The following is a 26,921-nucleotide window of genomic DNA, read 5'->3' as shown; positions in this document are numbered from 1 at the left end:
GAGCTGTGCGTTGGTTCGCGCACTGACAGATCAGGGGCCGGTCATTATGAATCAGGCACAGCAGCACAAGCCGCCTCCCGAAGACAATAATTCCGTCACCAGGAATGAGGCCGACGGCGCACGGGGATTGCAGCGCGATCTGCAGGAACGGCTGCAGCCGGAGCATGACGCGCCGGCCAGCGATAGCGCTCCCCATCCCGAAGCGCCCGCAGGCTCAGGCCGGATGGTTCGCCGCCTGCTCAAGGTCGGCATTGGCCTTGCCATCGTCACCGTCTTCGGATGGCTGCCGCTCAGGGCTGTGTTGCAGACCTCGAGCGTGGAGGCCGTGGTCAACGCCAGGATCGTGACCTTGCGCTCACCGATCGACGGCACCGTGAGCGCGAAGCCGCAGAAATCCACGCAGCTCAGCGTGGTTCACGAGGGCGATGCGATCCTTCACGTCGTTAACGCACGCGGCGATCGCGCCCGGCTCGATGATCTCCGGCGACAGATGTCGCGGTTGGAAAATGAGCGCCCGAGTCTGGCCGCCAAGCTTGCGGCCGCCGAGACGGCGCAACAGGATCTTGCCCGCCAGGCCGGCCAGTTCCGTGACGGCCGCATCCTTCAGCTCGAGGCCCGGATCGCCGAAATCCAGACCGCGATCGAGGCCGCCGCCGCACGGCGGGAGGAGGCCGTGGCCGCCGTCGAGCGGGCGTCGTCGCTGATCAAGTCGGGCAGCGTGTCGACGGTCGAAATGGCCCGCCTGACGCGCGAGCAGGCGATCTCGCAGCAGACCGAAATCGGCGCTCGACGGCGTCTCGACGCCGCCAAGGTCGAGCTCACCGCGGCAAGGAATGGCACTTATCTCGGCGACAGCTACAATGACCGGCCGAGCTCCGTGCAGCGCGAAGAGGAGATGCGCCAGCGCGTTAGCGATCTGCGCGCCGATCTGGCGCATGCCGACGCCGAGATCGACTGGCTGACCCACGAGATCGCAGCCGAGCAGCTGCACTACGTCAACCGGGCGGAAGCCGACATCAAGGCGCCGGTCGGCGGGCGCATCTGGGAGATGATGACGTCGCCCGGCGAGGACGTCAGGGCCGGGCAGCCCTTGCTCAAGCTGCTCGATTGCAGCGGCGCGGTGGTCACGGCGAACGTCACCGAGAGCGCCTACAACGGACTGAAACTCGGCGAGCAGGCGAGCTTCGAGCCGAATGACGGCAGCGCCGCGCTGCAGGGCGAGATCGTCAATCTCACCGGCGCGTCGGGCGCGCCCGCGAACCTTGCGATCAATCCGGATGCGCTGAACAAGGAACCCTATCGGGTCACGGTCTCGATGCCGGCGCTCGATACCACGGGCAAGGATTGCGCGGTCGGCCGCACCGGGCGCGTGGTGTTCAACGCGGACGTGGCAAAGTCATGATGGCGGCATTTGCGCCCGGGCTGGTCGCCTTCGGCGCCTGCCTTGCCATCCTACCCCTGCTCCGCCGCGAGCAGACCCTGGCCCGCGTCATGATGACCGGCATGTCGTTCGTCCTGCTGGTCCACTATTTCGCGTGGCGGGTGACCCACACCTTGCCGCCTCCGGGCCTCACCGCCGACGCGCTGGTCGGCTATCCCTTCATGCTGGCCGAGGCGGCCTCGATGATCGCGGTATGCCTGTCGCTGCTGTTCCTCAGCCGCACGATCGACCGCTCACCCGAGGTCAATTCGATCCTGCGCCGATCGAAGCTGCCCGCAAACGCGCCGCTCGTCGACGTCTTCATCTGCACCTACAACGAGGAGAAAGCGATCCTGGAGCGCACCATCATCGGCGCGACCGGGCTCAACTATCCCAATTACCGCGTCTGGGTGCTCGACGATGGGCGGCGGCTCTGGCTGCGCCGGCTCGCCCAGGAGCTCGGCTGCAACTATCTGGCCCGTCCGGACAACCGCCACGCCAAGGCCGGCAACATCAATCATGCGCTCCAGCACGTTTCCGGGCTGGCCGAGCGGCCGGAGTTCATCTCGATCCTCGACGCGGATTTCGTCCCGATGCCGGACTTCCTGACCCGGGCGATGAGCCTGATGCAGGACGGCAGCGTCGGCGTCGTGCAGACGCCGCAGCATTTCATCAACCCGGATCCGATCCAGACCAATCTTGCGGCGACCGATGTGTGGCCCGACGAGCAGCGCTTCTTCTTCGATATCCTGATGCCGGCCAAGGATGCCTGGGACACGGCATTCTGCTGCGGCACCTCGTCGCTGATCCGCTTCTCCGGCCTGATGCAGATCGGCGGCTTCCCGACCGATTCGGTGACGGAGGATTACCTCGTCACACTGCGGCTGAAGGAGAAGGGACTGCGCACGGTCTATCTGAACGAGCGCCTGACCATCGGACTCGCGCCGGAGGGACTGAAGGAATACATCACGCAGCGCGGACGCTGGTGTCTCGGCTTCATGCAGATCTTCCGCGGCCGCAGCGGGCCGTTCTCGCGGCAATCGAAGCTCGCCTTCATGGACCGGCTGTCGCTGGTCGACGCCTTCATGAGCTGGGCGGCGGTCTACGGCACCAAGGTGTTCGGCCTGGTCGTGCCGTGGCTTTATCTGCTGTTCGGGATCAAGGCGGTCCATGCCGACCTGTTCGAGCTGCTAAAATATTTCCTGCCGTTCTATGTCTGGCACGCCTTCACGATGGCCTGGATTTCGCGCGGCCGCTCGCTCGCGATCATGACCGACGTGTCGCAATACATCGCGGCGCCCGCGGTGCTGAAGGCGGTCGTGACCGGCCTCGCCAGGCCGCAGGGCCACAAATTCAAGGTGACGGCCAAGGGCGGCGACCGCAACCGCCGCTTCATCGAGTGGCCGCTGCTGCGGCTCTACGGTGCCGCCCTGCTGATCACGCTGTTTGCGATCGCCTACGCCTTCATCCTGCATCTGCGCGGCGAAAACATCGCCTATGGCGGGCTGGCGCTGGCCTGGAGCCTGTACAATTGCGTCGTGCTCGCGATCGTGTGCTTCATCTGCATCGAGCAGCCGCGGCGCCGCAAGGCCGAGCGGTTCGAGCGCGACGAGCCGATCCTGATCCATCAGGACAGCGAGATGCGGCTGATCCGGATGGCCGATATCTCGATCTCCGGTGCGCGCTTCATCGATCCCGTCCCGCCCGCCATCGGTTCCTTGATCAAATGCAATGTCTACGGACAGAACGTCGCCGCGACTGTGGTCCGGCGCACCCGCGACGGCTTCGGCGTCCGCTTCGAGGACGCGGTCGCGACCCGGGTCAATGTCGTGCGCGCATTCTATGCCGGCGAATATGTCCGCGCTTTCCAAGGCGTGCGCGCCGCGCCGGTCGGCAAGGCCCTGCTGATGCGGCTGTTCGGCTAAGGCACGGTGAGATTAGGTCGAATGGCGGCCGCGAAGGCGGTGCGCCCGCTCCCCGAAAGGGCGGGGCTATCGCAGGCCATCGGCCGTGACGACGTGGAAGCGTTAAAGAAGGACGCAAATGACATTTGCACCCAGGGGTGAGTGTGCATCTGCGCAATTTCGGATTATTGGAAGAGTATCCCTGAGTTGCCCGACGCGTCAAGTAGCCTGGTCGAACGCCAGCCACTGCCGGCTACTTTGCATGGGGTTGTTTTCGATATTTTGGCAACGCGCCTCCCCAGCAAAGGCAGGGCAATCGCAATGGCTCCAGCACCGCTGTTCCCGCGCCGTCATGGCCGGGCTTGTCCCGGCCACCCACGCCTTTTCGCGAAACCAAGACGCGGATGCCTGGCACAAGGCCGGGCATGACGAGTTTGTGGAGCTATCGAGCCGATATGCGATTGCCCTACCCGCAAGCGGGAGAGGTGCAGCCAGCGTGGCGCGAGACCGATCCAGCCTGACTTCATCAGGCTCTGGTGCGGCGTTTCACGCCGCCGGCTTCGCCGCCTGGTCCTCGCTCGCCAGCAGATGCAGCAGCGCGCTCTTGATCGCGGCCTGCCGGGTCGGTGCCGTGATCTGGGCGCCGAGCAGGTCGGTGACGTAGAACACGTCGCGGGCGCGTTCGCCGAAGGTCGCGACATGCGCCGAGGCGATGTTGAGGTTGAGCTTCGAGATCGCGGTGGTGAGCTGGTAGAGCAGGCCGGGCCGGTCGAGGCCGGAGACCTCGATCACGGTGTAGCGGTCGGACCACTGGTTGTTGATAGTCACCTCGGGCTCGACGATGAACGGCCGCGCCTTGCTGCGGACGGTGCGCTTGGCGACCGCCTCGGGCAGCCGCAGCTTGCCTTCCAGCACGTGCTCGATCATCTCGCCAATTCTGGTGGCGCGGCGGCCCTCGTCCTCGTCGCGGTCGTATTCGCGCGAGATCGAGATGGTGTCGAGCGCGCGGCCGTCGGTCGTGGTGTAGATCTGGGCGTCGACGATGTTGGCGCCGGCCGACGCGCAGGCACCTGCGATGATCGACAGCAGCCAGGGATGGTCGGTTGCCAGGATCGTCAGCTCGGTGACGGCGCGGACCTCATCGAAGCCGACATTGATCGCAAGCTTGTGGCCGGCCTGCTCGCTGGCGCGGATGAAGCGGGCCTGGCGGATCTTGCGTGCCAGCTCGACCTTGAGCCAGTAGGCCGGATAATGCCGGCCGATATAGGCGTTGAGCTCCGCCTCCGGCCATTCGGTGAAAGCACGGCGGAATTCGGCTTGTGCCACCGCGATGCGCTGGGCGCGGTTGACCTCGGAGAAGCCGCCGGTCAGCACCGGTTCGGTCTCGTAATACAGCGTGCGCAACAGCTGCGCCTTCCAGCCGTTCCACACGCCCGGTCCGACGCCGCGGATGTCGGCGGTGGTCAGGATCGTGAGCAGCTTCATCTGCTCGACCGACTGCACCACGGCGGCGAAATTCTCGATGGTCTTGCGGTCCGACAGGTCGCGCGATTGCGCCACCGTCGACATCGTCAAATGCTCCTCGATCAGCCACGCCACCAGTTCGGTGTCGGCCGCCGAGAAGCCGAGCCGCGGACACAGCCGCCGCGCCACCTTGGCGCCGGCGATCGAATGGTCTTCCGGCCGGCCCTTGGCGATGTCGTGCAGCAGCGTCGCGATATAGATCACCGGGCGGTGCTCGGGGCGGATCTTGCGGAACAGGTCGCTGGCGACCGTGAACTCCTCGTTGCCGCCGCGTTCGATGTCCTGCAGGTAGCCGATGCAGCGGAGCAGATGCTCGTCCACCGTGTAGTGGTGGTACATGTTGAACTGCATCATCGACACGATCTTGCCGAAGGCGCGGATGAAGTGGCCGAGCACGCCGGTCTCGTTCATCCGCCGCAGCACGATCTCCGCATTGTCGGAGGTCAGGATCTCCATGAACAGGCGGTTGGCTTCATCGTTCTCGCGCAGCTGGGTGTTGATCAGCTTCAGCGAGCGCGTCACCGTGCGCATCGCATCGGGATGGAAGGCGAGGTTGTTCTGCTGCGCAAGGCGGAAGATCCGGATCAGGTTGACCGGATCGTGCTTGAAGACGTCCGGCGCGGCGAGATTGATGCGGTTGTTGTCGACGATGAAGTCGTCGCTGCCGTTAACCCGCCGCCGCTTGGTGCCGGGCCGCAGCCGCGCCACCATCCGGCTCAGCACCGGCGCCGGCTTGTTGTGCTCTTCCTCGAGCTTGGCGCACAGGATCGCGGTGAGGTCGCCGACGTCTTTCGCGATCAGGAAGTAATGCTTCATGAAGCGCTCGACGTCCTGCATGCCGGGATGCGAGGTGTAGCCGAGGCGGACCGCGATTTCGCGCTGCATGTCGAATGACAGCCGTTCCTCGGCGCGTCCGGCGAAGAAGTGCAGATTGCAGCGCACCGACCACAGGAAGTCGGCGCAGCGGCGGAAGGTGCGGTATTCCTGCGAGTCGAACACGCCGCGTTCCAGCAGCTCGTCGGTCTCGCGCACGCGGTAGACGTATTTGGCGATCCAGAACAGCGTGTGCAGGTCGCGCAGGCCGCCCTTGCCGTCCTTGACGTTGGGCTCGACCAGATAGCGCGACTGGCCGGCGCGGCGATGCCGCTCCTCGCGCTCGGCCAGCTTTGCGGTGACGAATTCCGACGCGGTGCCCTGCACCACCTCCTTGTCGAAGCGCTCGACCAGCTCGTCATAAAGCGGCTGGTCGCCGGTCAGGAAGCGCGTCTCGAGGATCGCGGTGCGGATCGTCATGTCGCCGCGGGCCTGACGGATCGATTCATCGACCGAGCGGGTGGCGTGGCCGACCTTCAGCCCCATGTCCCAGAGGCAATAGAGAATCGCTTCAGCGACCTGTTCGCCCCAGGCGGTCTGCTTGTAGGGCAGGATGAACAACAGATCGATGTCGGACTCCGGCGCCATCAGCCCGCGGCCATAGCCGCCGGTCGCCACCACGGCCATGCGTTCGGCGCCCGAGGGGATCGGCGAGTGATAGAGGTGGCGGGTCGCCGCCGCGTAGAGGATGCGGATGATCTCGTCCTGCACGAAGCAGAGCCGTTCGGCGCAGCGCCGGCCGTGACGGTCCTTGAGCAGCAGCGCCTGCGCCGTGGCGCGCGCCGCGATCAGCTCGGCCTTGAGCAGCTGCGCCATCGCGGCGCGGAACTGGTCCTCGCGGCCGGCATGCCGTTCGGCAAGCGCATTCACCGCCGCGGTGATCCGCTCGGTCTCGAAACGATCATCCGCTTCAGGGCGGGCCTCGGCTACGACGCTGTCCATAGGTTCATCCGATATCGGACGGAGCCGTTGCTGTCACTGACCAAAGTATAACGACAGCAGCTCCATGCTCTCATGGCGGCGCTTCGAGCAAGATCGTTCTCGCGCCATCCCGTAAAGGGTAGAGATTTTCTCGTTGACCGCAAGGCTAACTCATTGAAATAAAAGATTGTTTCATAAAACTGATCGAGGGGGTCGACGAATGCAAAAATTTTCCCGGCGCACGTTCGCTGCGCTGCTCGCGGTCTCGACCTTGCTGCCCGGCGCGGGGCGCGCCGCCGACGCGCTGAAGGAGATCCGGATCGACTGGGCGACCTACAATCCGGTGTCGATGGTCCTGAAGCAGAAGGGCCTCCTGGAAAAGGAATTCGCCAAGGACGGCATCAGCATCGTCTGGGTGCAGTCGGCCGGCTCCAACAAGGCGCTCGAATTCCTCAACGCCGGTTCGATCGATCTCGGCTCGACCGCGGGTTCGGCGGCGCTGGTCGCGAAGATCAACGGCAACCCGATCAAGTCGATCTATGTCTATTCGCGTCCCGAATGGACCGCACTGGTCACGACCAAGGACTCCAGGATCGCGTCCGTCGCCGACCTCAAGGGCAAGCGCGTCGCGGTGACGCGTGGCACCGATCCGCACATCTTCCTGGTTCGTGCGCTGCTCGGCGCCGGTCTCACCGAAAAGGACATCACGCCGGTGCTGTTGCAGCACGCCGACGGCAAGACCGCGTTGATCCGCGGCGACGTCGACGCCTGGGCCGGTCTCGATCCGATGATGGCGCAGGCGGAGGTCGAGGACGGTGCAAAGCTGTTCTACCGCAAGGCGGAAGCCAACACCTGGGGCATCCTCAATGTGCGCGAGGAGTTCCTGAAGGCGCATCCGGATATCGTCCGCCGCGTGCTCGCGACGTACGAGGAAGCGCGGAAATATTCGCTGGCCAACTATGACGAGCTGAAGAAGACCTTCATCGCCGTCACCAAGCTGCCGGACGCCGTGGTCGACAAGCAGCTCAAGGAGCGCACCGAGCTGACCCACAGCCGGATCGGCAGTGCCCAGCGCGAATCGATCCTCGCCGCCGGCCTCGCCTTGCAGCAGGCGGGCGTGATCGACGCCAAGACCGACGTCAAGGCCGCGCTGGATTCCTTGGTCGACGATCAGGTCCCGCTGCCCACCAACTAACCGCTGTCGTTAAACTAACCTCCGTCGTCAAACTAACCTTCGTCGTCCCGGGCAAGCGAAGCGCGACCCGGGACCCATAACCACAGGGCTCTATTGTTGGACAAGGCTGTGGCCCCAGCTCGCTTGATTACCACGCCCTGTGGTTATGGGTCCCGGCCTTCGCCGGGACGACGTGGATGGAGTTAGGCGCGCTCCGCCTTGCAATCCCGCTGGAAGAATAGTTGTTGCTATGGCCATGACCGTTGACCTGCCCGCGCTGGAACAGACGGCCCCGCCCGGTGCACCTGGGCGGTGGTCACGCTATGCGCGCCCGGTGCTCGGGCTCGTGCTGCCGATTGCGCTGGCGCTGGGCTGGGAACTCGTCGTCTCTCTCGGCTATTCCAACGGCCGCCTGGTGCCGCCTCCGTCAAAGGTGTTCGAGACCATCGTCGAGCTCGCCAAGAGCGGAGAGCTGTCGCGCCATATCCTCGCGACGCTGTGGCGCGTGGGCGCGGGCTTTGCGCTCGGTGTCGTCGCCGGGACCATCATGGGCGCGATCTCCGGCTATTGGGATTTCGCCAAGCGGCTGCTCGATCCGACGGTGCAGGCGCTGCGCGCGATCCCCTCGCTCGCCTGGGTGCCGCTGTTCGTGCTCTGGCTCGGCATTTTCGAGACCTCGAAGGTCGCGCTGATCGCGGTCGGCGTGTTCTTTCCGATCTATCTCGGCGTGATGGGCGCAATCCTGTCGGTCGATCGCAAGATCGTCGAGGTCGGGCGCGTGTTCCGCCTGTCCGGACCCGCCATGATCCGCCGCATCCTGTTGCCCGCCGTGCTGCCGGCCTATGTGGTGGCGCTGCGGGTCGGGCTCGGTTTGGGGTGGATGTTCGTGGTCGCGGCCGAATTGATCGGCGCGTCCGAAGGCCTCGGCTATCTGCTGCTCGACGGCCAGCAGCTCGGCAAGCCGGCGCAGATCCTCGCCGCGATCGTGATCTTCGCGATTCTCGGCAAGCTCACCGACTGGCTGATCGAGGTCGCCGCCGCACCGCTGCTGCGCTGGCAGGACGCGTTCGGCGCGCGGGGAGGGCAGTGATGCTGGCTCTCAAGGACGTCGGCAAGACCTATCCGAACGGTGTCCACGCGCTGGAGCGGTTCTCGGCCGAGATTGCGCCCGGCGAGATCATCGCGATCATCGGCGGCTCGGGTTGCGGCAAGTCGACGCTGCTGCGCGCCATCGCCGGCCTCGATCGCGCCTCTTCAGGCAGCGTGACGCTCGACAATGCGGTGATATCATCGCCGCACGCCAAGATCGGGATCATCTTCCAGGAGCCACGGCTGCTGCCCTGGCTCAGCGTCGCCGACAATATCGGCTTCGGCCTCGCCGGCCTTCCGGCCGAGGCGAGGCGCGCGCGCGTCGTGGCGGCGCTCGCCCGCGTCGGCCTTGCCGACAAGGCCGCGGCCTGGCCGCGCGAATTGTCCGGCGGCCAGGCGCAGCGGGTCGCGATAGCCCGCGCGCTGGTGCCGCAGCCCGAAGTGCTGCTGCTCGACGAGCCGTTCTCGGCGCTCGATGCCTTCACGCGGCGCGATCTGCAGGATCATCTGCTCGATCTGTGGGCCGACACGCGGCCGACCCTGATCCTGGTCACCCACGACGTGGACGAGGCCGTGGTGCTCGCCGACCGCGTGCTGGTGATGCGGCCGCGGCCGGGCCGGCTGTTCGAGGAGATTACCATCAACCTGGCGCGGCCGCGCGACCGCAAATCGGAGCTGTTCGACACCTTCAAGCGCCGCGTGCTGACCGCGCTCGACCGCTCGCTCGACCGTTCGGTGCGGGACGTCACCGACAAATCCAGCGCCGGCGAGGCGATGTGGTGGTGACATCCGCTCCTTAAGGCCTTACATCGGCTAGAGCATGATCCGGAAAAGTGTGAAGCGGTTTTCCGAAAAGATCATGCTAAAACAAGAATCTAAAGCGCGATGACGATTTCAGCCTGAGTCTCATCGCGCTTTAAGAAGAATAGCCGGGAGCAGACCCATGGACTCCGCCGAACTCCGCGCAATGCAGGCTCCGATCAAGGAGCGCTACAAGACCGACCCCCAGGCCGCCGTGATCACGCTGAAGGCCAAGGGATCGATCGACAATGAGAGCATCGCCTGCAAGGTCGAGACTGGCCGTGCGCTCGCGATCGCCGGCCTCCACCCCGCTACCGGCGGCTCCGGGCTCGAGCTTTGCTCCGGCGACATGCTGCTGGAAGCGCTGGTCGCCTGCGCCGGCGTCACGCTGAAATCGGTCGCCACCGCGATCGACGTGCCGCTGAAGCCCGGCAATGTCTTCGCCGAGGGCGATCTCGATTTCCGCGGCACGCTCGGCGTCGACAAGGAGACCCCGGTCGGCTTCCGCGAGATCCGCCTCCGCTTCGAGATCGGCACCGACGCGCCGCAGGACAAGCTCGATCTCTTGCTGAAACTCACCGAGCGCTATTGCGTGGTCTATCAGACCATCAAGAACGGCCCGAAGGTTTCGGTCACGATGCAGCGGGTTTAGCGCGTCGCCCCGGCCTAGTGCGCAATTGCGCACGGGAGCCGGGGCCCATACGCCGTGTCCCATCGGTTCAAGCCGCGCTGTCCGACGGCTTTCGTTCCACACGAACAGTCGTGGTTATGGATCCCGGCCTTCGCCGGGACGACGGAACAAATGTCCCCCGAACTCCACTTCGTCCTGATCCTCGTGCTGCGCATGGCGGTTGCGGCCGCATTCGTGGTCAGCGCGTCCATCATCACGGAGCGTTCGGGACCGGTGATCGGCGCGCTGATCGCAACCCTGCCGATCTCGGCCGGGCCGTCCTACACCTTCCTCGCGCTCGACCATGACGCCGCCTTCATCGCCGAGGGGGCGCTGGCGAGCCTGCCGGTCAACGCCGCCACGATCTATATGGGCCTGACCTACGCCGTGCTGGCGCAGCGCTTCAGCATGTGGATCAGCGCGGGCAGCGCGATCGCGGTGTGGCTGGTGCTCGCCACCATCATCCGCCAGTTCGAGTGGTCGCTCGTCGCCGGGCTGATCGTCAACGCCATCACCTTTGCGATCTGCATCCCGCTGCTGAGGCCCTATCGGCATGTCGCGAAAATGCCGCTGATCGCGCGGCGCTGGTACGACATTCCGCTGCGCGCCGCGCTGGTCGCAAGCCTGGTCGGCACCGTGGTCACGGCGTCAGGCTGGGTCGGCCCGCGCGTCACCGGCGTGATGGCGCTGTTTCCGATCGTATTCTCCTCGATGATGCTGATTCTGCATCCGCGCATCGGCGGCCCCGCAACCGCCGCCGTGCTCGCCAACAGCGCCTGGGGCTTGATGGGCTTTGGCCTCGGGGTTGCGGTGCTGCACGTCGCGGTGCTGCAACTCGGCTCGCCAATCGGCCTATGCTGCGCGCTCGCCACCTGCATCGTCTGGAATCTGGTGCTGTGGCAGATCGGGCGGAGGAAAGTAAAACGTTGACGCCGTCATTCCGGGGCGATGCGAAGCATCGAACCCGGAATCTCGAGATTCCGGGTCTGGTCCTTCGGAACATCCCGGAATGACGACAGCACCTACGCTTTCGGCAGCTTTGCCCGCAGCGCATACAGCGCATCCAGCGCCTCGCGCGGCGACATCTCGTCGGGATGCAGCGCCTTCACGGCCTCGACCAGCAGATCGGCCTCGCTCGGCGGTTTGTCCTCACTGGCGGCGCGGGAGGGGACGGCGAACAGCGGCAGATCGTCGACCAAGGCACGCGCGGTCTGGCCGCGGTCCTGGGCTTCGAGTTTTGCCAGCACCGATTTGGCGCGCGTGATCACGGCCGGCGGCAGGCCGGCGAGTTTTGCGACCTGGATGCCGTAGGAGCGGTCGGCCGAGCCCGGCAGCACCTCGTGCAGGAACACGACGTCGCCCTGCCACTCCTTGACCCGCACCGTGGCGTTGAACATCCGCGGCAGTTTCGCCGAGAGCGCGGTCAGCTCGTGATAATGCGTCGCGAACAGCGTGCGGCAGCGGTTGCTCTCATGCAGATGCTCGATCGCGGCCCAGGCTATCGACAGCCCGTCGAACGTTGCCGTGCCGCGGCCGATCTCGTCGAGGATCACCAGCGACCGTTCGCTGGCCTGGTTCAGGATCACCGCGGTCTCGACCATCTCGACCATGAAGGTCGAGCGTCCGCGCGCCAGGTCGTCGGCGGCGCCGACGCGCGAGAACAGCCGGTCGACGATGCCGAGCCGCGCCCGCGACGCCGGCACGTAAGAGCCGATCTGTGCCAAGAGCGCGATCAGCGCATTCTGGCGCAGGAAGGTCGACTTGCCGGCCATGTTCGGACCGGTGATCAGCCAGAGCTGACCGGATTTCTGGCCCGGCGCCGGCGACAGGTCGCAGGCATTGGCGATAAACGGCTGGCCGTCGCGCTTCAGTGCCTGCTCGACCACCGGATGCCGTCCGCCCTCGATCGCAAAGCCGAGCGAGCCGTCGACATCGGGCCGCACGTAATTGTCGTCGATCGCAAGCTTGGCCAATGACGTCGCGACGTCGAGCATCGCAAAGGCATGCGCGGCATTGCGCAGATCATCGCTCGCCGCGAGCGCCATCGCGCTCAGGCGTTCAAAGATCTCGAGCTCGAGATTGAGCGCGCGCTCGCCGGCATTGGCGATCTTGGCCTCGGTCTCGCCGAGCTCTGCGGTGGTGAAGCGGACCTGCCCCGCCAGCGTCTGGCGATGAATGAAGGTTGCATTCAGTGGCGGCGCGAACAGCTTGTCGCCGTGCTGCGCGGTGACCTCGACGAAATAGCCGAGCACGTTGTTGTGCCGGATCTTCAGCGTCTTGATGCCGGTGTCCTCGGCATAGCGCGCCTGCATCGCGGCGACGACGAGGCGGGAGGCATCGCGCAAATTGCGGCTCTCGTCGAGCGCGGCCTCATAGCCCTCGCGGACGAAACCGCCATCGCGCTTGATCAGCGGAAGCTGCTCGTCGAGTGCGCGGGAGAATTCCTGCGCCAGATCGCGCGAGGGACGCTGTAGCGCCGCCATCACGGTCGAAACCTCGGCCGGCGGATTGGAAAGCTGCGCCAGCAGCTCCAGCGCCTGGTCGGCGGCGAGGATGCCGTCGCGCAGGCTGGCGAGGTCGCGCGGGCCGCCGCGGCCGACCGAGAGCCGCGCCAGCGCGCGCGACATGTCGGGCGCCGCGCGCAGCACGGTCCTGACGTCCTCGCGCGCCGCGGAATCCGCGACGAAGGCCGAGACGGCATCGAGCCGCCGCGCGATCACGGCGACGTCGGTGAGCGGCGCGGCAAGGCGCTGCGCCAGGAGGCGCGAGCCCGCCGCGGTGACGGTGCAGTCGATCGCATCGAGCAGCGAGCCGCGGCGCTCGCCGGCGAGCGTGCGCGTCAGTTCGAGATTGGCGCGGGTCGCCGGATCGATCGCCATCGTGGTGCCGGCGGCCTCGCGCGCCGGCGGCGACAGCGGCGGACGCTTGCCGACCTGGGTGCGGTCGATATAGGTGACGGCCGCGGCCGCGGCGGTCGCCTCCAGTCGCGACATCGCCGACAGGCCGTCCATGGTCGCGACCGCGAAATAGTCGCAGAGTCGCCGCTCGGCGGTGGCACTGTCGAACACGTCGCGGGTCAGCGGCGTCACCGACGGCAGTTCGCGCAAGGTCGGCGCCAGCTCGCTGTCGCTGTAGAGCGCATCGGTGACGATGGCCTCGTTCGGATTGATGCGCGCCAGCGTCGCCGCGAGCTCCGCGGTCGCACACTCCGTCACCATGAATTCGGAGGTCGAAATGTCGATCCAGGCAAGGCCAAGACGATCCGCACCGGCCGAGCCGCGGGCGCGCGCGATCGCGATCAAGTAATTGTTGGTGCGGGCGTCGAGCAGGGTGTCTTCGGTCAGCGTGCCCGGCGTCACCAGCCGCACCACGCCGCGGCGGACCACGCTCTTGTTGCCGCGGGCTTTGGCCTCCGCGGGATTTTCCGTCTGCTCGCACACCGCGACACGATGGCCGGCGCCGATCAGGCGATGCAGGTAATCCTCGGAGCGTTCGACCGGAACGCCGCACATCGGGATGTCCATGCCCTGATGCTTGCCGCGCTTGGTCAGCACGATGCCGAGCGTCCGGGAGGCGATCTCCGCATCCTCGAAGAACAGTTCGTAGAAGTCGCCCATCCGGTAGAACAGCAGCAGGCCGGGATGGGCGGCCTTGATTTCCAGATACTGTTCCATCATCGGCGTGACGCGCGACGGCGCCTCGGCGGCAGGAGCGGGCTCGGGCGGAACGGGGATGGGCTGCTGGACTGTCATGAGGGGGCGGAAACTACAAAATTTCGTCGCGCGGTCCTATCCGCGAGGTCGGGGTTTTCCACCCTGTCCACGGTGCCAATTATGTCAGCCCTCACGGCAATGCGTGCGGGGCGCGCAGCCGCATCAATTGACCTGCCGCGGGCACGCTCCTAAAACCGATCTCAAGTTCCAGCCGATCCAGCGCTAAGTCGCGGCATTCAGGGAGAGATTCAATGCGTGATGTGTTCATTTGCGATGCCGTCCGGACCCCGATCGGCCGTTTCGGCGGCTCGCTCGCCAAGGTGCGCGCCGACGATCTCGCCGCGGCCCCGATCAAGGCGCTGATGGCCAAGCACCCGACGCTCAATTGGAACGAGGTCGACGAGGTGTATTTCGGCTGCGCCAACCAGGCCGGCGAGGACAACCGCAACGTTGCGCGCATGGCGCTGTTGCTCGCCGGCATGCCGGAGTCGGTTCCCGGCCAGACCCTGAACCGGCTCTGCGCTTCCGGCCTCGATGCAGTCGGCGCCGCGGGCCGCGCCATCCGCGCCGGCGAGATCGATTTCGCGATCGCGGGCGGCGTCGAATCGATGACGCGCGCGCCGTTCGTGATGGGCAAGGCCGCGGAAGCCTTCTCGCGTTCGTCCGAGATCTACGACACCACAATCGGCTGGCGCTTCATCAATCCGCTGATGAAGGCGCAGTACGGCGTCGATGCGATGCCAGAGACCGGCGAGAACGTCGCTGAGGAATTCCAGGTGTCGCGCGCCGATCAGGATGCGATGGCGATCCGCTCGCAGCAGCGTGCGGGCGCGGCGATTGCGTCGGGCTATTTCGCCGAGGAGATCGTTCCGATCCAAGTGCCCGGCGGCAAGGCCGGCCCGATCACCGTCGACAAGGACGAGCATCCGCGTCCGGAGACCACGCTCGAAGGTCTCGCCAAGCTGAAGCCGATCGTGCGCAATCCGGGCACAGTGACCGCGGGCAACGCGTCCGGCGTCAATGACGGCGCCGCCGCGATGATCCTCGCTTCCGAAGCCGCGGTGAAGAAGCACGGCCTGACGCCGCGCGCAAAAATCCTCGGCCTTGCCTCGGCCGCGGTGCCGCCGCGCATCATGGGCATCGGTCCGGTGCCGGCAACGAAGAAGTTGGTCGAACGCCTCGGCATCAAGGTGTCGGACTTCGACCTGATCGAGCTCAACGAGGCCTTCGCCTCGCAGGGTATCGCCTGCCTGCGCCAGCTCGGCGTCAAGGAAGACGCCGATTTCGTCAATCCGCATGGCGGTGCGATCGCGCTCGGCCACCCGCTCGGCATGAGCGGCGCGCGGCTGGTCTTGACCGCCGTGCACGGCATGGAGAAGCGGGGCGGGAAGCTTGCCTTGGCAACTATGTGCGTCGGAGTAGGTCAGGGCGTTGCGGTCGCGATCGAAAAACTTAATTAAGCCAATGGTTTGGAGGGGTTGAAAACAGCCCTTCCCCAAATTGGTTATGCATTATAATGATCTGACGTGAGCTCACCGGGCGCGTGGGCCGCGGAGGAATTCGCCATGACCTTGTTGTACCCGCTGCAATCGCTTGCGGCCCATCCGGCGCGGCTGTCGCCGGACTATCGTTCCACCGTGAAGCGTTCGCCGCAGAAGCCGCTGATCCCGCTGCGGCACACGCTCTCGGAGCTGACCGGGCCGGTCTATGGTCATGAGACCGTGCGCGCGCACGACAACGACCTCACCATCCAGGCGAAAGGCGAGCCGCTCGGCGAGCGCATCATCGTGCACGGCTATGTGCTCGACGAGGACGGCCGCGGCGTGCCCAACACCCTGGTCGAGCTGTGGCAGGCCAATGCCTGCGGCCGCTACATTCATGTCGTCGATCAGCACCCGGCGCCGCTCGATCCCAACTTCACCGGCGCCGGCCGCACCCAGAGCGATGCCAAGGGCTATTACAAGTTCATCACCATCAAGCCCGGCGCCTATCCCTGGGGCAATCACCATAACGCCTGGCGGCCCGCGCATATCCACTTCTCGGTGTTCGGCCACTCGTTCGTCTCGCGGCTGGTGACCCAGATGTACTTCCCGGGCGATCCGCTGTTCCCGTTCGATCCGATCTTCAACTCGGTGACGGACGAGAAGGCGCGGGCGCGGATGATCTCGTCGTTCGATCTCGAGAACACCAAGCCGGAATGGGCGCTGTGCTACCGCTTCGATATCGTGCTGCGCGGGCAGAGTGCCACGCCGATGGAGACCAAGTAACGTGTCGAACCCGCGTCCTGATGGAATCACGCCTTCGCAGACCGTCGGCCCCTATTTCAAGTACGGCCTGACGCCGAACGGCGAATATGAATGGAACGACGCTTTTACCAACAACCTTCTGACGCCTGACGTCTCGGGTGAGCGCATCCGCGTCGAGGGCAAGGTCTATGACGGCGACGGCGCCGTGATCCCGGACTGCATGCTGGAGATCTGGCAGGCCGATAGCCAGGGCCGCTTCTCCGATCCGCAGGATGCGCGCGCGCTGCCCAATTCGAGCTTCAAGGGCTTTGGCCGCTGCGGCACCGACAAGAACGGTGGCTACGCCTTCGACACCATCAAGCCGGGCGTGGTGCCGGATGCCGACGGCAAGCCGCAGGCGCCGCATATCGGGCTCGCGGTGTTCGCGCGCGGCATGCTGCTGCATCTCTACACAAGGATCTATTTCGACGACGAGGCCAGCAACGCCGCTGATTCTACGCTCGCGCTGGTGCCGGCGGAGCGCCGCGCGACGCTGATAGCCAGGCGCAAGGCCGGCGCGGGCAGCGTCTACACCTTCGACGTCCATCTGCAGGGCGACAACGAGACGGTGTTCTTCGACGTCTAGCCCGGCCGCTAGCCGCCGCGCCGCAGCTCTTCGGTGGCGCGCCGGAGCACCTCGTGAAGCCATTCGTGCGAAGGCTCGTCCTCGACGCGTTCGTGCCAGAGCAGCCGAACCTCCACGGGCGTCGTGGTGTAAGGCAGTTCATAGGTCGTGATCGCATGTGCCTGCTCGAGTGCACGCGCCAGCGGCCGCGGGACGATCGCAGCCAACTCGGAATCGATCAGCAGTGCGGGCAGGGCAAGGAAGTGCGGCAGCGAGACCGCGATCCGCGGCGGCCGGTCGCTGTCGGACAGCGCCCGTTCGAGCGCGGGGCGATCGTACATCTCCGAACGCCTGGCGAGTCCACGCTCGGAGATGAAGCCGCCAATCGCGCCTTCCTGCTCGCCGCCAAAGGACACCACGACTAACGGCAAGGTCGCGAGCTTTGCCTTGTCGAGCCGGCCAAGCTTGCGCCTTTTGCCGACGATCAGCACATCATTATATTCGAACAGCAGCGCCGTGCGGAAACGGCTCGGCGGCGACGAGAACACGCCGATCGCGACGTCGATGCGGCCGAGGTCGATCTGCTCGGCAAGATCGATCCGCGTCACCGGCTTGATGGTGAGGTCGATCGCAGGAGCTTCCCGGCCCAGGATCTTCAGGAGCGGCGGCGCCAGCACCATCGTCGTGAAGTCGTTGGCGGCCAGCGTGAACGGCTTGGTGGAGGCTGCTGGAGCGAAGGTCGGCAGCTCGACCGCGGCCTCCAGCGATCGCAGCGCCTGGCGAACCTGCGGCGCCATCGTCAACGCGCGCGCGGTCGGCTGCATGCCGGTGGCCGTGCGCACGAACAGGTCGTCATCCAGCATCTCGCGCAGCCGCGCCAGAGAGTGGCTGACAGCGGACTGGCTCAGCGCGACCTTCTGGCTGGCCCGCAGCACGCTGCGCTCCTCCATGACGGCGTCGAATACCTTGAGCAGATTCAGATCCAGGGTCTTGAAGGAAACGGACACGTTGAGAGTCCCCGTCTATGGCAGATCGCTCGCCTCGGCAAAATTCCGCGATCGACGGCAGTTAAGGCCAGGCGTCTGGCGGATGCAACCGAGCGGATTCTCCACGAGCGTATAGCCGTGTCGTCACCACCTGCCATCTGAAGCCGGTTCAGGATCACTCTGCAAGACTTTCACTTCCGCAACGCGGCGTTCTGGCCAAGATTGCCGGCGCCGGGTTGGGAGGAGAAAAGCGATGAAGGCCTGGGTGATGTTGGCCCGAAGTGGCGCGCGTAAATCAATCGGACTGGCGTTGATGCTGGTGGCGACGGCGACGTCGGCGATTGCACAGAACGGGCCGGTCAGGCTCGGCGTGCTGACCGACATGTCGTCGCTGTACGCTGACAATGGCGGCCAGGGCTCGGTGGTCGCGGCGCAAATGGCGGTGGACGATTTCAAGGGCAAGGTGCTCGGCCGCCCGATCGAGATCGTTGCCGGCGATCATCAGAACAAGGCGGATATCGGCTCGGCGATTGCCCGGCGCTGGCTGGAGAACGACAACGTCGAAGCCATCCTCGACGTCCCGAATTCCGCGGTCGCACTGGCGGTGCAGGGCATCACGCGCGACAAGAAGAAGCTGTTTCTCGCCACCGGCGCGGCAACGTCCCGGCTGACCGGCGACGAGTGCTCGCCGACCGGCATCCACTGGACTTACGATACCTACGCGCTGTCGCAGGGGGCTACGAAGGCGATTTCGCGCCTCGGCGCCAAGTCCTGGTTCTTTCTTTCGGCCGACTATTCGCTCGGTGCGCAGCTCGAGGCCGACAGCCGCAAGGTGATCGACACGACCGGCGGCAAGGTGGTCGGCGCCGTGAAACACCCGATCAACACGCCCGATTTCTCGTCCTTCCTGCTGCAGGCGCAGGCCTCCAGGGCCGACGTGATCGCGCTCGCCGACGCCGGCGGCGACTTCATCAACGCCGTGAAGCAGGCCGGCGAGTTCGGGGTGACGCGCGGGCAGAAGCTTGCCGGCCTGATCGTCTTCATCGCCGACATTCACAGCCTTGGGCTGCAGAGTGCGCAAGGCCTGATGCTGAGCTCGGCGTTCTACTGGGACCTCAACGACGAGACGCGGGCATGGTCGAAGCGCTTCATCGAGAAGACGAAGAAAGTGCCCACCATGATCCACGCCGGCACCTATGGTGCTGTCATGCACTACCTCAAGGCGGTCGAAGCCGCCGGCACGCTTGATGGGCCGACGGTCGCGGCCAAGATGCGCGAATTGCCGGTCAACGATTTCATGACCCGCAACGGCAGGATCCGTCCCGACGGCCGGCTGGTCCGCGACATGTATCTGTTCCGCGTCAAGTCGCCGGCAGAGTCGAAATACCAGTTCGACTACTACCAGCTGCTGGCCACCATCCCGGGTGAAGAGGCCTTCAGACCGATGGAGGACGGCGGATGCTCGCTCGTGAAGAAGTCGTGATCGACCGGGATGTGGCGTGCGGAGCCGCACGCAATCCAATCGACGAGGTGATCGCCGGCCGGCTGTCGTGCCGCGAGTTCTCCGGCAGTCCGGTCTCCCGATCGACCATCGAGCAGATCCTGCGCGTGGCGCGGTTCGCGCCGAGCGGCGCGAACATCCAGCCCTGGCACGTCTACGTGCTCGCCGGCGCCGCCAAGACCGAGGTGTCGGCTGCGCTGCTGGATGCGTATGAGAACGAGCCGAACGAGCACGTCTCCGAATATCAATACTACGCCAGCGCTTTCCCCGAGCCGTATCTCGGCCGTCGTCAGGAGTTCGGGCGATTGTTCTATGACTCGCTCGGGATCGCGCAAAGCGACGCTGCGGCGAGGAGCCGGCAGACCGCAAAGAACTTCATGTTCTTCGGCGCGCCGGTTGGGTTGATCGTCACCATCGATCGGCGTCTCGCGATGGGAAGCTGGCTCGATCTCGGCATGTTCATCCAGAACGTGATGCTGGCGGCGGTCGGACGCGGGCTGCAATCCTGTCCGCAGGAGACCTTCGCCAGATTCCATCGGATCTTGCGTCCGCTGCTGTCGATGCCCGCCGAGCAGATGGTGGCCTGCGGGATCTCGATGGGCCACCCCAGGGAGCGGTCGCGCACGCGGCTGATGCCGCGCGCGGAACTGGAGGCATTCGCCTCCTTCAAGGGTTTCGAGGATTAGACAGGAGAGAGTCATGGGAAGCCGGGAACAGCTTATCGAACGCAGCATTCCGTTTCTGCGCGAGGTCAAGGACATGACGCCGAGCGCGGCGATGGAGCGATGGCTCAACGAGACCTATGGAGAGGACAGCGCGCTGTACCAGGATCTCGCCCGCCTCATCAAAATGGGAGTCGAGGAGGGCTGGGCGGCGAACCAGGAGGTGGAAGGTCCGAACTATCGGCGCAGCCGCATCCTCGAGCCGGTCCCCGAGACGTTCCAGTTCAGCATCACCGCGGTCTACATGAACAGCACCGATCCGCGCCGCATCAAGGACGAGGACGATCACGACGTGCTGCGCGGGCAATATCATGGTCACCCCTATGGCGAGCTCAACCTCGTCGTTCCCCTCGACAAGGGCGCGCAGTTGAAGGGGCTGCAGGGCTGGCAGGGGCCGGGCTGGACCGCGCCGGATCCCGGCAGCCGGCACTATCCGGAGGTCAGGGGTGGCGCGGTCATCGCGCTGTTCTTTCTGCCGGCCGGGCGCATCTCCTACGATTTCAAGGCGCCGGCCTGATATCCGGCGCGGGCGGCAATCCGGTCTGGAGAAAGCGCATGACGTTGATCTACCCGGTCGCTTCGAACAGCGTCCATCCCGCGCGCCTGTCGCCTGCGTACCGCAGCGCGATCAAGCGCGTACCCTCAAAGCCGCTGGTCCCGATGCGACATACGCTCTCGGAGCTGACCGGCCCGGTCTATGGTCATGAGACCGTGCGCGCGCACGACAACGACCTCACCATCCAGGCGAAAGGCGAGCCGCTCGGCGAGCGCATCATTGTGCACGGCCATGTGCTCGACGAGGACGGCCGCGGCGTGCCCAACACCCTGGTCGAGCTGTGGCAGGCCAATGCCTGCGGCCGCTACATCCATGTCGTCGACCAGCATCCGGCGCCGCTCGATCCCAACTTCACCGGCGCCGGCCGGACGCAATCCGATGCCAAGGGCTATTACAAGTTCATCACCATCAAGCCCGGCGCCTATCCCTGGGGCAATCACCACAACGCGTGGCGGCCCGCGCATATCCACTTCTCGGTGTTCGGCCACTCGTTCGTCTCGCGGCTGGTGACCCAGATGTACTTCCCGGGCGATCCGCTGTTCCCGTTCGATCCGATCTTCAACTCGGTGACGGACGAGAAGGCGCGGGCGCGGATGATCTCGTCGTTCGATCTCGAGAACACCAAGCCGGAATGGGCGCTGTGCTACCGCTTCGATATCGTGCTGCGCGGGCAGAGTGCCACGCCGATGGAGACCAAGTAACGTGTCGAACCCGCGTCCTGATGGAATCACGCCTTCGCAGACCGTCGGCCCCTATTTCAAGTACGGCCTGACGCCGAACGGCGAATACGAATGGAATGACGCCTTCACCAGCAACCTTCTGACGCCTGACGTCTCGGGCGAGCGCATCCGCGTCGAGGGCAAGGTCTATGACGGCGACGGCGCCGTGATCCCGGACTGCATGCTGGAGATCTGGCAGGCCGATAGCCAGGGCCGCTTCTCCGACCCGCAGGATGCGCGCGCGCTGCCCAATTCGAGCTTCAAGGGCTTTGGCCGCTGCGGCACCGACAAGAGTGGTGGCTACGCCTTCGACACCATCAAGCCGGGCTTGGTGCCGGATGCCGACGGCAAGCCGCAGGCGCCGCACATCGGGCTCGCGGTGTTCGCGCGCGGCATGCTGCTGCACCTCTACACAAGGATCTATTTCGACGACGAGGCCAGCAACGCCACAGATTCCACGCTGGCGCTGGTGCCGGCCGATCGCCGTGCGACCTTGATCGCCAGGCGCAAGGCCGGCGCGGGCAGCGTCTACACCTTCGACATCCATCTGCAGGGCGACAACGAGACCGTGTTCTTCGACGTCTAGCTGCGCGCCGCCAGCGGCGCGCCAATCCAACTTTGGGGGACGGCCGAAAAATCCGCTGCGCGCGTTCGCCGCAGCGGATTTGGCTTGAACATGCGGCATCGGTTATATAATAAGGTTATTATATAACCGATGAGAGATAAAGCATGGCCAACCTCGACGCCGCCTTTTCCGCGCTCGCCGACCCGACCCGCCGGGCGATCCTGGCGCGCCTCGCGCTGGGCGAGGCGACTGTGATGGAGCTAGTCGAGCCGTTTGACATGACCCAGCCCGCGATCTCCCGCCATCTCAAGGTGCTCGAGGGCGCCGGCCTGATCGTGCGGCGGATCGAGGGCACCAAGCGACCGTGCCGGCTGGCGCCATCAGCGGTTACCGAGATCGATCAATGGCTCGGCATGCTGCGCCGTGCGCTGGAAACCAATTACGACCGGCTGGACGGTGTGCTGGCCACAATGAAGCCTGAGCAGTGAAGGGTATCCCCATGAGCAAGTTGACGCTGAAGACCGAAGGCGACCGCTATGTCGTCGTGACCAGGCGCTTCGTCGCGCCGCCGGAGGCGGTGTATCGGGCGCATACCGAGCCGGAGCTGTTGCAGAAATGGCTGCTCGGTCCCGACGGCTGGACCATGCCGGTCTGCATCAGCGAGGCGAAGCCCGGCGGCAGGATCCGCTACGAATGGACCGACGGGAAGGGCGGCGGCTTTCATTTGACCGGCGAATATCTCGCGCTCGAACCGTTCAGCCGCATCGTGCATGTCGAGCGCATGCATCTGCCGGATCCGACGCCGGACAATCATGTCGAGACGCGCTTTGCGCCCGACGGCGACGGCACCTTGATGACGATGCGGATGACCTTGCCGGATGCCGAAACGCGCGCAGCGATGCTCGCGACCGGCATGGAGCACGGCATGGAAGACAGCTATGCTCGGCTCGACCGCATGAGCTGAACGCGACTGACGTGAGGGACAATGCGCGACCGTTTCCTGACGGGGCTGATTGGCTATCCGATGATTCGGCGGCGCCTGCCATGCACGAAGCGGCCGCAGCAGCGCTCGGCGTTCGCGTCCACTACCAGCTCATCGAGGTCAACGGCGCCGGCCGCGACGAGCTGCGCGCGATGCTCGACGGCATCCGGCGGCTCGGCTTTGCCGGCGTCAATGTCACCTTTCCCTACAAGGAGGCGGTGGTCGAGCTGCTCGACGACCTCGCACCCGATGCGCGTGCGATCGGCGCGGTCAACACCATCGTCGTCGATCGCACGCGGCTGGTCGGACACAACACCGACGCGACCGGCTTTGCGCGCGCAATCGCGCCGCTGCTTGCGTCAGCGCCGCGCGGCCCGATCGCGCTGATCGGTACCGGCGGCGTCGGCAAGGCGATCGCCTTCGCGCTCGCCATCCTCGGCGTTGGTGAGTTCCGCATCTTCGATGCCGATGCCGCGAAGGTCGCGCGGCTGGCCGGTCAGTTGGCCAGCCGTCATGCGGTTCGTGGTGTCGCCAGCGTCGAGGGCGCGGTCGATGGCGCGACCGGCGTCGTCAACGCAACGCCGGTCGGCATGCTGCCGAGCCGCGACAGTCCTGTGCCGGACGGCTTGTTGCATCCGTCGATGTGGGTCGCCGACGCCGTCTACACGCCGCTGTGGACGCCGCTGCTGTTGGCGGCCAAGGCCAAGGGCGCCAAAGTTCTGACCGGGCGCGATCTTGCGATCTACGCAGCAGCGGACGCGTTCGAATTGTTCACGACAATGATGCCTTCGACGGATGTCATGGCAAATGCGTTCGACGCGGTGATGGCCGCACGCTACTCTGCGCCCGCCTGAGGGGCGGAGACACAAAATGACAAAAATCAGGATCGGGCTGGCCGGCTGCGGCTTCGTGTCGGAGCTGCATATGGTTGCCTACCGGCGCGTCTATGGCGTCGACGTCGAGGTGAGGGCGGTCGCGGCGCGCGGCGATCATGTCAATGCGTTCGCCCGCAAGCACGCAATCCCGAACGCCTATCGCAGCTTCGCCGAGCTGATCGCCGACCGCGAGCTTGACGTGATCGACATTTGCACGCCGCCGAACCTTCACGCCGCGATGATCGTCGAGGCAATGCAGGCCGGCAAGCACGTGATCTGCGAGAAGCCGTTCAGCGGCTATTTTGGCCGCGACGGCGACAAGGCGCCGATCGGCAGGCATGTGCCGAAAGCGCTGATGTACCAGCGGGTGATGGAGGAGATGGAGGTGACCCGCGCCGCGATCGAGCGAAGCGGACAACTCTTCATGTATGCGGAGGACTGGATCTACGCACCGGCGGTGACCAAGACCGCGGAGATCATCCGCGCGACAGGCGACAAGATCCTGTTCATGAAGGGCGAGGAGAGCCATTCCGGCTCGCATGCGGCGCATGCCGCCGAGTGGGCGATGACCGGCGGCGGCTCGCTGATCCGGATGGGCTGTCATCCCCTGTCGGCGGTGCTCTATCTCAAGCAGGTCGAGGCCAAAGCGCGCGGCGAGACCATCACGGTCGCCAGCGTCACCTGCGACGTCGGCAATGTCACCGCCGGCCTTAAATCCGAGGAGCGCGCCTACATCAAGGCCAATCCTGTCGATGTCGAGGATTGGGGCACGCTGACCGCAACCTTCTCCGACGGCACCAAGGCAACGGTGTTCTCCGGCGACATGATCATGGGCGGCGTGCGCAATTTGATCGAGACCTATACGAGCGGCGGCTCACTGTTTGCCAACATCACCCCGAACACGCATCTGACCAGCTACCAGACGAGCGAGGAGAAGCTCGCCTCGGTCTACATCACCGAAAAGGTCGATCGCAAAACCGGCTGGCAATATGTCTGCCTCGAGGAGGAATGGACCCGCGGCTACCTGCAGGAGATCCAGGATTTCATGGAATGCGTCGCGACCGGGCGGCAGCCCCTCGCGGACCTCGCGCTGGCGTATGAGACGACCAGGGTAAATTACGCCGGCTACTGGGCGGCGGATGAGGGCAGGCGGGTGGTGTTGTAACGGCGCGGGAGGAGCAGCGTGATTGCTCTCGTCCCATAGTGCGTATGCCGGGCCGTCCATCCTTCGAGGCTCGCTCCGCTCGCACCTCAGGATGACGGAGTCGAGAGCAGCATGTGAGTCTGGTACGTCGTCGCACTCCTTTTGGTTACCCCGCGGCTGCTCTTCCCTTCTCCCCTTGTGGGAGAAGGTGGCGCGCACAGCGCGCCGGATGAGAGGTTGTCACCGCGTCATTCGCTCGAGCGGCGAGGCGACATCTCACCTCACCTCGCCCCGCTTGCGGGGAGAGGTCGGATTGCATCGCCAGATGCAATCCGGGTGAGGGGGTACAGGTCTCATCGCGATCGCATTCGCGGAGAGAAGCCCCTCACCCCAACCCTCTCCCCGCAACAGCGGGGCGAGGGAGCGCAGCCCCGATGCGGCGGCAGTCTCGCCTCGTCGCCACGCTACGCCGCGTAGACCGATCCCTTCGGCAGCGGGAATACCGGATCCTGCGTGCGGATATTGGTCGGCCACACCACGGTGATGCGCTCGCCGGCGTTCTGCATCACGACCGGCGTCGAGCGCTCGTTCTGGCCGGACAGCGGCGTGCCCGGCGGATAGAACTTCACGCCATAGCCCTGGATGGTGCCCCCTGCGGGGATGTCGACGTCGAGCGCCGCCTTGCGGATCGCCTCGGGATCGAAGCCGCCGTACTTCTCCTTGGCGACCGGCAGCACATTGTTGAGCAGGATCCAGGTCTGGTTGAAGCCCATCGAGCAGTGCGGCGGCACTTCGGTCGCATTGGTCTTCTCGCGGTAGCGCGCGACCATGGTCTTGGTGAGGTCGCCGATTCCCGACGTGAGCTTGGCGGGATCGAGCAGCTGCGCCGGCACCGGATCGATGTTGCAGAAATTGTCGATGTCGGCGCCGAAGGTCGCGCGCAGCTTGTCGAGCTGGCTGTAGCCCGCGCCGGCGCCGAACAGCATCTTGAACTTCAGCCCGCTCTCGCGTGCCTGGCGCAGGAACAGCGTGATGTCGGGATTGTAGCCGGCATGCGAGATCACGTCGGCCTTGGCGCGCTTCAGCTTGGTGACCAGCACCGAGAGATCGGGCGCGGAGGCGGAATAGCCCTCCTTCAGCGCGACCTGGAGCCCGACCTCCTTGGCGAAGGCTTCGTCCGCGGCGGCGACGCCGACGCCATAGGGTCCGTCCTCATGGATCAGCGCCACCTTAACGTCCTTCGGCTCCATGCCGAGCTTGGCCTTGGCGTGCTCGTTGATGAAGCTCGCGAACGCCTGGCCGTACTGGTCGGAATGGATCTGCGCGCGGAATACGTATTGCAGGTTCTTGTCCTTGAACACGGCGGTCGAGACTGCGGTCGTGATCCACAGGATCCGCTTCTGCTGCTCGACCTTGGCGGCGAGCGGCACCGCGTGGGAGCTTGCGAACACGCCGTTGAGGATGTCGACCTTCTCCTGGTCGATCAGGCGATTGGCCTCGTTGATCGCGACATCAGGCTTGCTCTGGGAATCGACGTTGACCGGCGCGATCTTGTACTTGCCACCGATGCCGCCCTTCGCGTTGACGAGGTCGATCGCGATCTGGGTGCCGATCGAGGAGGCGACCGAGCCGCCGGCGGCGAACGGGCCGGTCAGGTCGTAGATCACACCGATCCGGACCGTTTCGGCCTGCGCCTGCGCCCGTGTCCAATCCAAGCTGAAAGCAGCGGCGGCAGCCGCTGAAGTCTTCAGCAGCGTCCTGCGTGAAGTCGGCATCGCGTCCTCCCCTGAAATCGTCAGTTGCATGACGGGTCTGCTTGTTTTCGCGGAGTATTGGGAGGCAAGGTCGGAAAGTCAACGCGGCTTGCGGCTGCGGCGTCTTGCGCTTTCGGAGGGGGCGTCCTCACTCTTTCACCGTCACCCTGAGGAGCGC

General features: G+C 65.5%; 22 protein-coding genes and 1 pseudogene. 19 read left to right on the top strand and 4 right to left on the bottom strand.

All coding sequences use genetic code 11. The features are described from left to right. Positions 1-46: 46 nt before the first annotated feature. On the top strand, positions 47-1,402 hold the full coding sequence (locus J2R76_RS26375; protein WP_253625174.1) for an HlyD family efflux transporter periplasmic adaptor subunit: 1,356 nt from the start codon (positions 47-49) through the stop codon (positions 1,400-1,402). Further along, a complete protein-coding gene (locus tag J2R76_RS26370) occupies positions 1,399-3,345 on the top strand; it encodes a glycosyltransferase (protein WP_076824643.1) in 1,947 nt (648 codons plus the stop codon). Before J2R76_RS26375 ends, J2R76_RS26370 begins: the two co-directional genes overlap by 4 nt. 525 nt (positions 3,346-3,870) lie before the next feature. Here J2R76_RS26370 and J2R76_RS26365 read toward each other — a convergent pair. Next, on the bottom strand, positions 3,871-6,663 hold the full coding sequence (locus tag J2R76_RS26365; RefSeq protein WP_076824645.1) for a [protein-PII] uridylyltransferase: 2,793 nt from the start codon (positions 6,661-6,663) through the stop codon (positions 3,871-3,873). 199 nt (positions 6,664-6,862) lie between these two features. Here J2R76_RS26365 and J2R76_RS26360 point away from each other — a divergent pair, with 199 nt between their 5' ends. From J2R76_RS26360 to J2R76_RS26340, 5 genes are all read left to right on the top strand, one after another. Next, the gene (locus J2R76_RS26360; protein WP_076824647.1) at positions 6,863-7,837 is read left to right on the top strand and encodes an aliphatic sulfonate ABC transporter substrate-binding protein; all 975 of its coding nucleotides are present in this window, start codon (positions 6,863-6,865) and stop codon (positions 7,835-7,837) included. Between the two features lie 235 nt (positions 7,838-8,072). Next, complete coding sequence (locus J2R76_RS26355; RefSeq protein ID WP_076824755.1) at positions 8,073-8,906, top strand: ABC transporter permease; 834 nt, start codon at positions 8,073-8,075, stop codon at positions 8,904-8,906. Beyond that, positions 8,906-9,691 (top strand): ABC transporter ATP-binding protein, encoded by a 786-nt coding sequence (locus tag J2R76_RS26350; protein ID WP_141343250.1) that lies wholly within the window; start codon positions 8,906-8,908, stop codon positions 9,689-9,691. The genes J2R76_RS26355 and J2R76_RS26350 overlap by 1 nt, the downstream gene beginning before the upstream one ends. Positions 9,692-9,848: 157 nt before the next feature. Then, entirely contained in the window at positions 9,849-10,358 is a 510-nt protein-coding gene (locus tag J2R76_RS26345) for an OsmC family protein (RefSeq protein WP_076824652.1), read from the top strand. A gap of 150 nt (positions 10,359-10,508) precedes the next feature. Further along, complete coding sequence (locus J2R76_RS26340) at positions 10,509-11,306, top strand: hypothetical protein (protein WP_076824654.1); 798 nt, start codon at positions 10,509-10,511, stop codon at positions 11,304-11,306. 92 nt (positions 11,307-11,398) lie between these two features. Here the strand turns inward: J2R76_RS26340 and mutS are convergent, their stop codons facing one another. Next, the gene (mutS, locus tag J2R76_RS26335; protein ID WP_076824656.1) at positions 11,399-14,128 is read right to left on the bottom strand and encodes a DNA mismatch repair protein MutS; all 2,730 of its coding nucleotides are present in this window, start codon (positions 14,126-14,128) and stop codon (positions 11,399-11,401) included. A 212-nt stretch (positions 14,129-14,340) separates the two neighbouring features. Between mutS and pcaF the strand changes: the two genes are divergently transcribed. The 3 genes from pcaF to pcaG (J2R76_RS26320) all read left to right on the top strand — a co-directional run bounded on the left by pcaF (position 14,341) and on the right by pcaG (J2R76_RS26320) (position 16,960). Next, on the top strand, positions 14,341-15,549 hold the full coding sequence (gene pcaF / locus J2R76_RS26330) for a 3-oxoadipyl-CoA thiolase (RefSeq protein WP_028337987.1): 1,209 nt from the start codon (positions 14,341-14,343) through the stop codon (positions 15,547-15,549). Between the two features lie 105 nt (positions 15,550-15,654). Then, on the top strand, positions 15,655-16,356 hold the full coding sequence (gene pcaH, locus J2R76_RS26325) for a protocatechuate 3,4-dioxygenase subunit beta (RefSeq protein ID WP_076824658.1): 702 nt from the start codon (positions 15,655-15,657) through the stop codon (positions 16,354-16,356). Between the two features lies 1 nt (position 16,357). Continuing rightward, positions 16,358-16,960 carry a protocatechuate 3,4-dioxygenase subunit alpha gene (gene pcaG / locus J2R76_RS26320; protein WP_141340581.1) on the top strand — a complete coding sequence of 201 codons (603 nt, stop codon included), beginning with the start codon at positions 16,358-16,360 and terminating at the stop codon, positions 16,958-16,960. Positions 16,961-16,968: 8 nt separating this feature from the next. Here pcaG (J2R76_RS26320) and J2R76_RS26315 read toward each other — a convergent pair whose 3' ends face one another. Beyond that, positions 16,969-17,946 carry a LysR family transcriptional regulator gene (locus J2R76_RS26315; RefSeq protein ID WP_076824662.1) on the bottom strand — a complete coding sequence of 326 codons (978 nt, stop codon included), beginning with the start codon at positions 17,944-17,946 and terminating at the stop codon, positions 16,969-16,971. Between the two features lie 232 nt (positions 17,947-18,178). Here J2R76_RS26315 and J2R76_RS26310 point away from each other — a divergent pair, with 232 nt between their 5' ends. From J2R76_RS26310 to J2R76_RS26270, 9 genes and pseudogenes are all read left to right on the top strand, one after another. Next, positions 18,179-19,408 carry an ABC transporter substrate-binding protein gene (locus J2R76_RS26310; protein ID WP_083714869.1) on the top strand — a complete coding sequence of 410 codons (1,230 nt, stop codon included), beginning with the start codon at positions 18,179-18,181 and terminating at the stop codon, positions 19,406-19,408. Next, positions 19,384-20,112 carry a nitroreductase gene (locus J2R76_RS26305; RefSeq protein WP_082653659.1) on the top strand — a complete coding sequence of 243 codons (729 nt, stop codon included), beginning with the start codon at positions 19,384-19,386 and terminating at the stop codon, positions 20,110-20,112. The genes J2R76_RS26310 and J2R76_RS26305 overlap by 25 nt, the downstream gene beginning before the upstream one ends. A 13-nt stretch (positions 20,113-20,125) precedes the next feature. Further along, positions 20,126-20,665, top strand: a complete 540-nt coding sequence (locus J2R76_RS26300; RefSeq protein WP_076824664.1) for a DUF4863 family protein — start codon at positions 20,126-20,128, stop codon at positions 20,663-20,665. A 38-nt stretch (positions 20,666-20,703) separates the two neighbouring features. Further along, positions 20,704-21,405, top strand: a complete 702-nt coding sequence (pcaH, locus tag J2R76_RS26295; RefSeq protein ID WP_076824666.1) for a protocatechuate 3,4-dioxygenase subunit beta — start codon at positions 20,704-20,706, stop codon at positions 21,403-21,405. Position 21,406: 1 nt separating this feature from the next. Beyond that, the gene (pcaG, locus tag J2R76_RS26290) at positions 21,407-22,009 is read left to right on the top strand and encodes a protocatechuate 3,4-dioxygenase subunit alpha (RefSeq protein WP_076824667.1); all 603 of its coding nucleotides are present in this window, start codon (positions 21,407-21,409) and stop codon (positions 22,007-22,009) included. A 143-nt stretch (positions 22,010-22,152) separates the two neighbouring features. Beyond that, on the top strand, positions 22,153-22,476 hold the full coding sequence (locus J2R76_RS26285) for a helix-turn-helix transcriptional regulator (RefSeq protein WP_057015449.1): 324 nt from the start codon (positions 22,153-22,155) through the stop codon (positions 22,474-22,476). An 11-nt stretch (positions 22,477-22,487) separates the two neighbouring features. Next, positions 22,488-22,952, top strand: a complete 465-nt coding sequence (locus tag J2R76_RS26280) for an SRPBCC domain-containing protein (protein WP_028344907.1) — start codon at positions 22,488-22,490, stop codon at positions 22,950-22,952. A gap of 21 nt (positions 22,953-22,973) precedes the next feature. Continuing rightward, positions 22,974-23,824, top strand: a pseudogene (locus J2R76_RS26275) (shikimate dehydrogenase). Between the two features lie 16 nt (positions 23,825-23,840). Continuing rightward, complete coding sequence (locus tag J2R76_RS26270; protein ID WP_057015446.1) at positions 23,841-25,010, top strand: Gfo/Idh/MocA family protein; 1,170 nt, start codon at positions 23,841-23,843, stop codon at positions 25,008-25,010. A 443-nt stretch (positions 25,011-25,453) separates the two neighbouring features. Here the strand turns inward: J2R76_RS26270 and J2R76_RS26265 are convergent, their stop codons facing one another. Beyond that, entirely contained in the window at positions 25,454-26,764 is a 1,311-nt protein-coding gene (locus J2R76_RS26265; protein WP_076824669.1) for an ABC transporter substrate-binding protein, read from the bottom strand. Positions 26,765-26,921: the final 157 nt, after the last annotated feature.

This window comes from Bradyrhizobium sp. USDA 4532 (assembly GCF_024171315.1).
In the GTDB taxonomy this organism is placed as follows: Bacteria; Pseudomonadota; Alphaproteobacteria; order Rhizobiales; family Xanthobacteraceae; genus Bradyrhizobium; species Bradyrhizobium australafricanum.
Note: the sequence above shows the minus strand (reverse complement) of the source record. Positions and strands in the feature narration are given on the sequence as shown.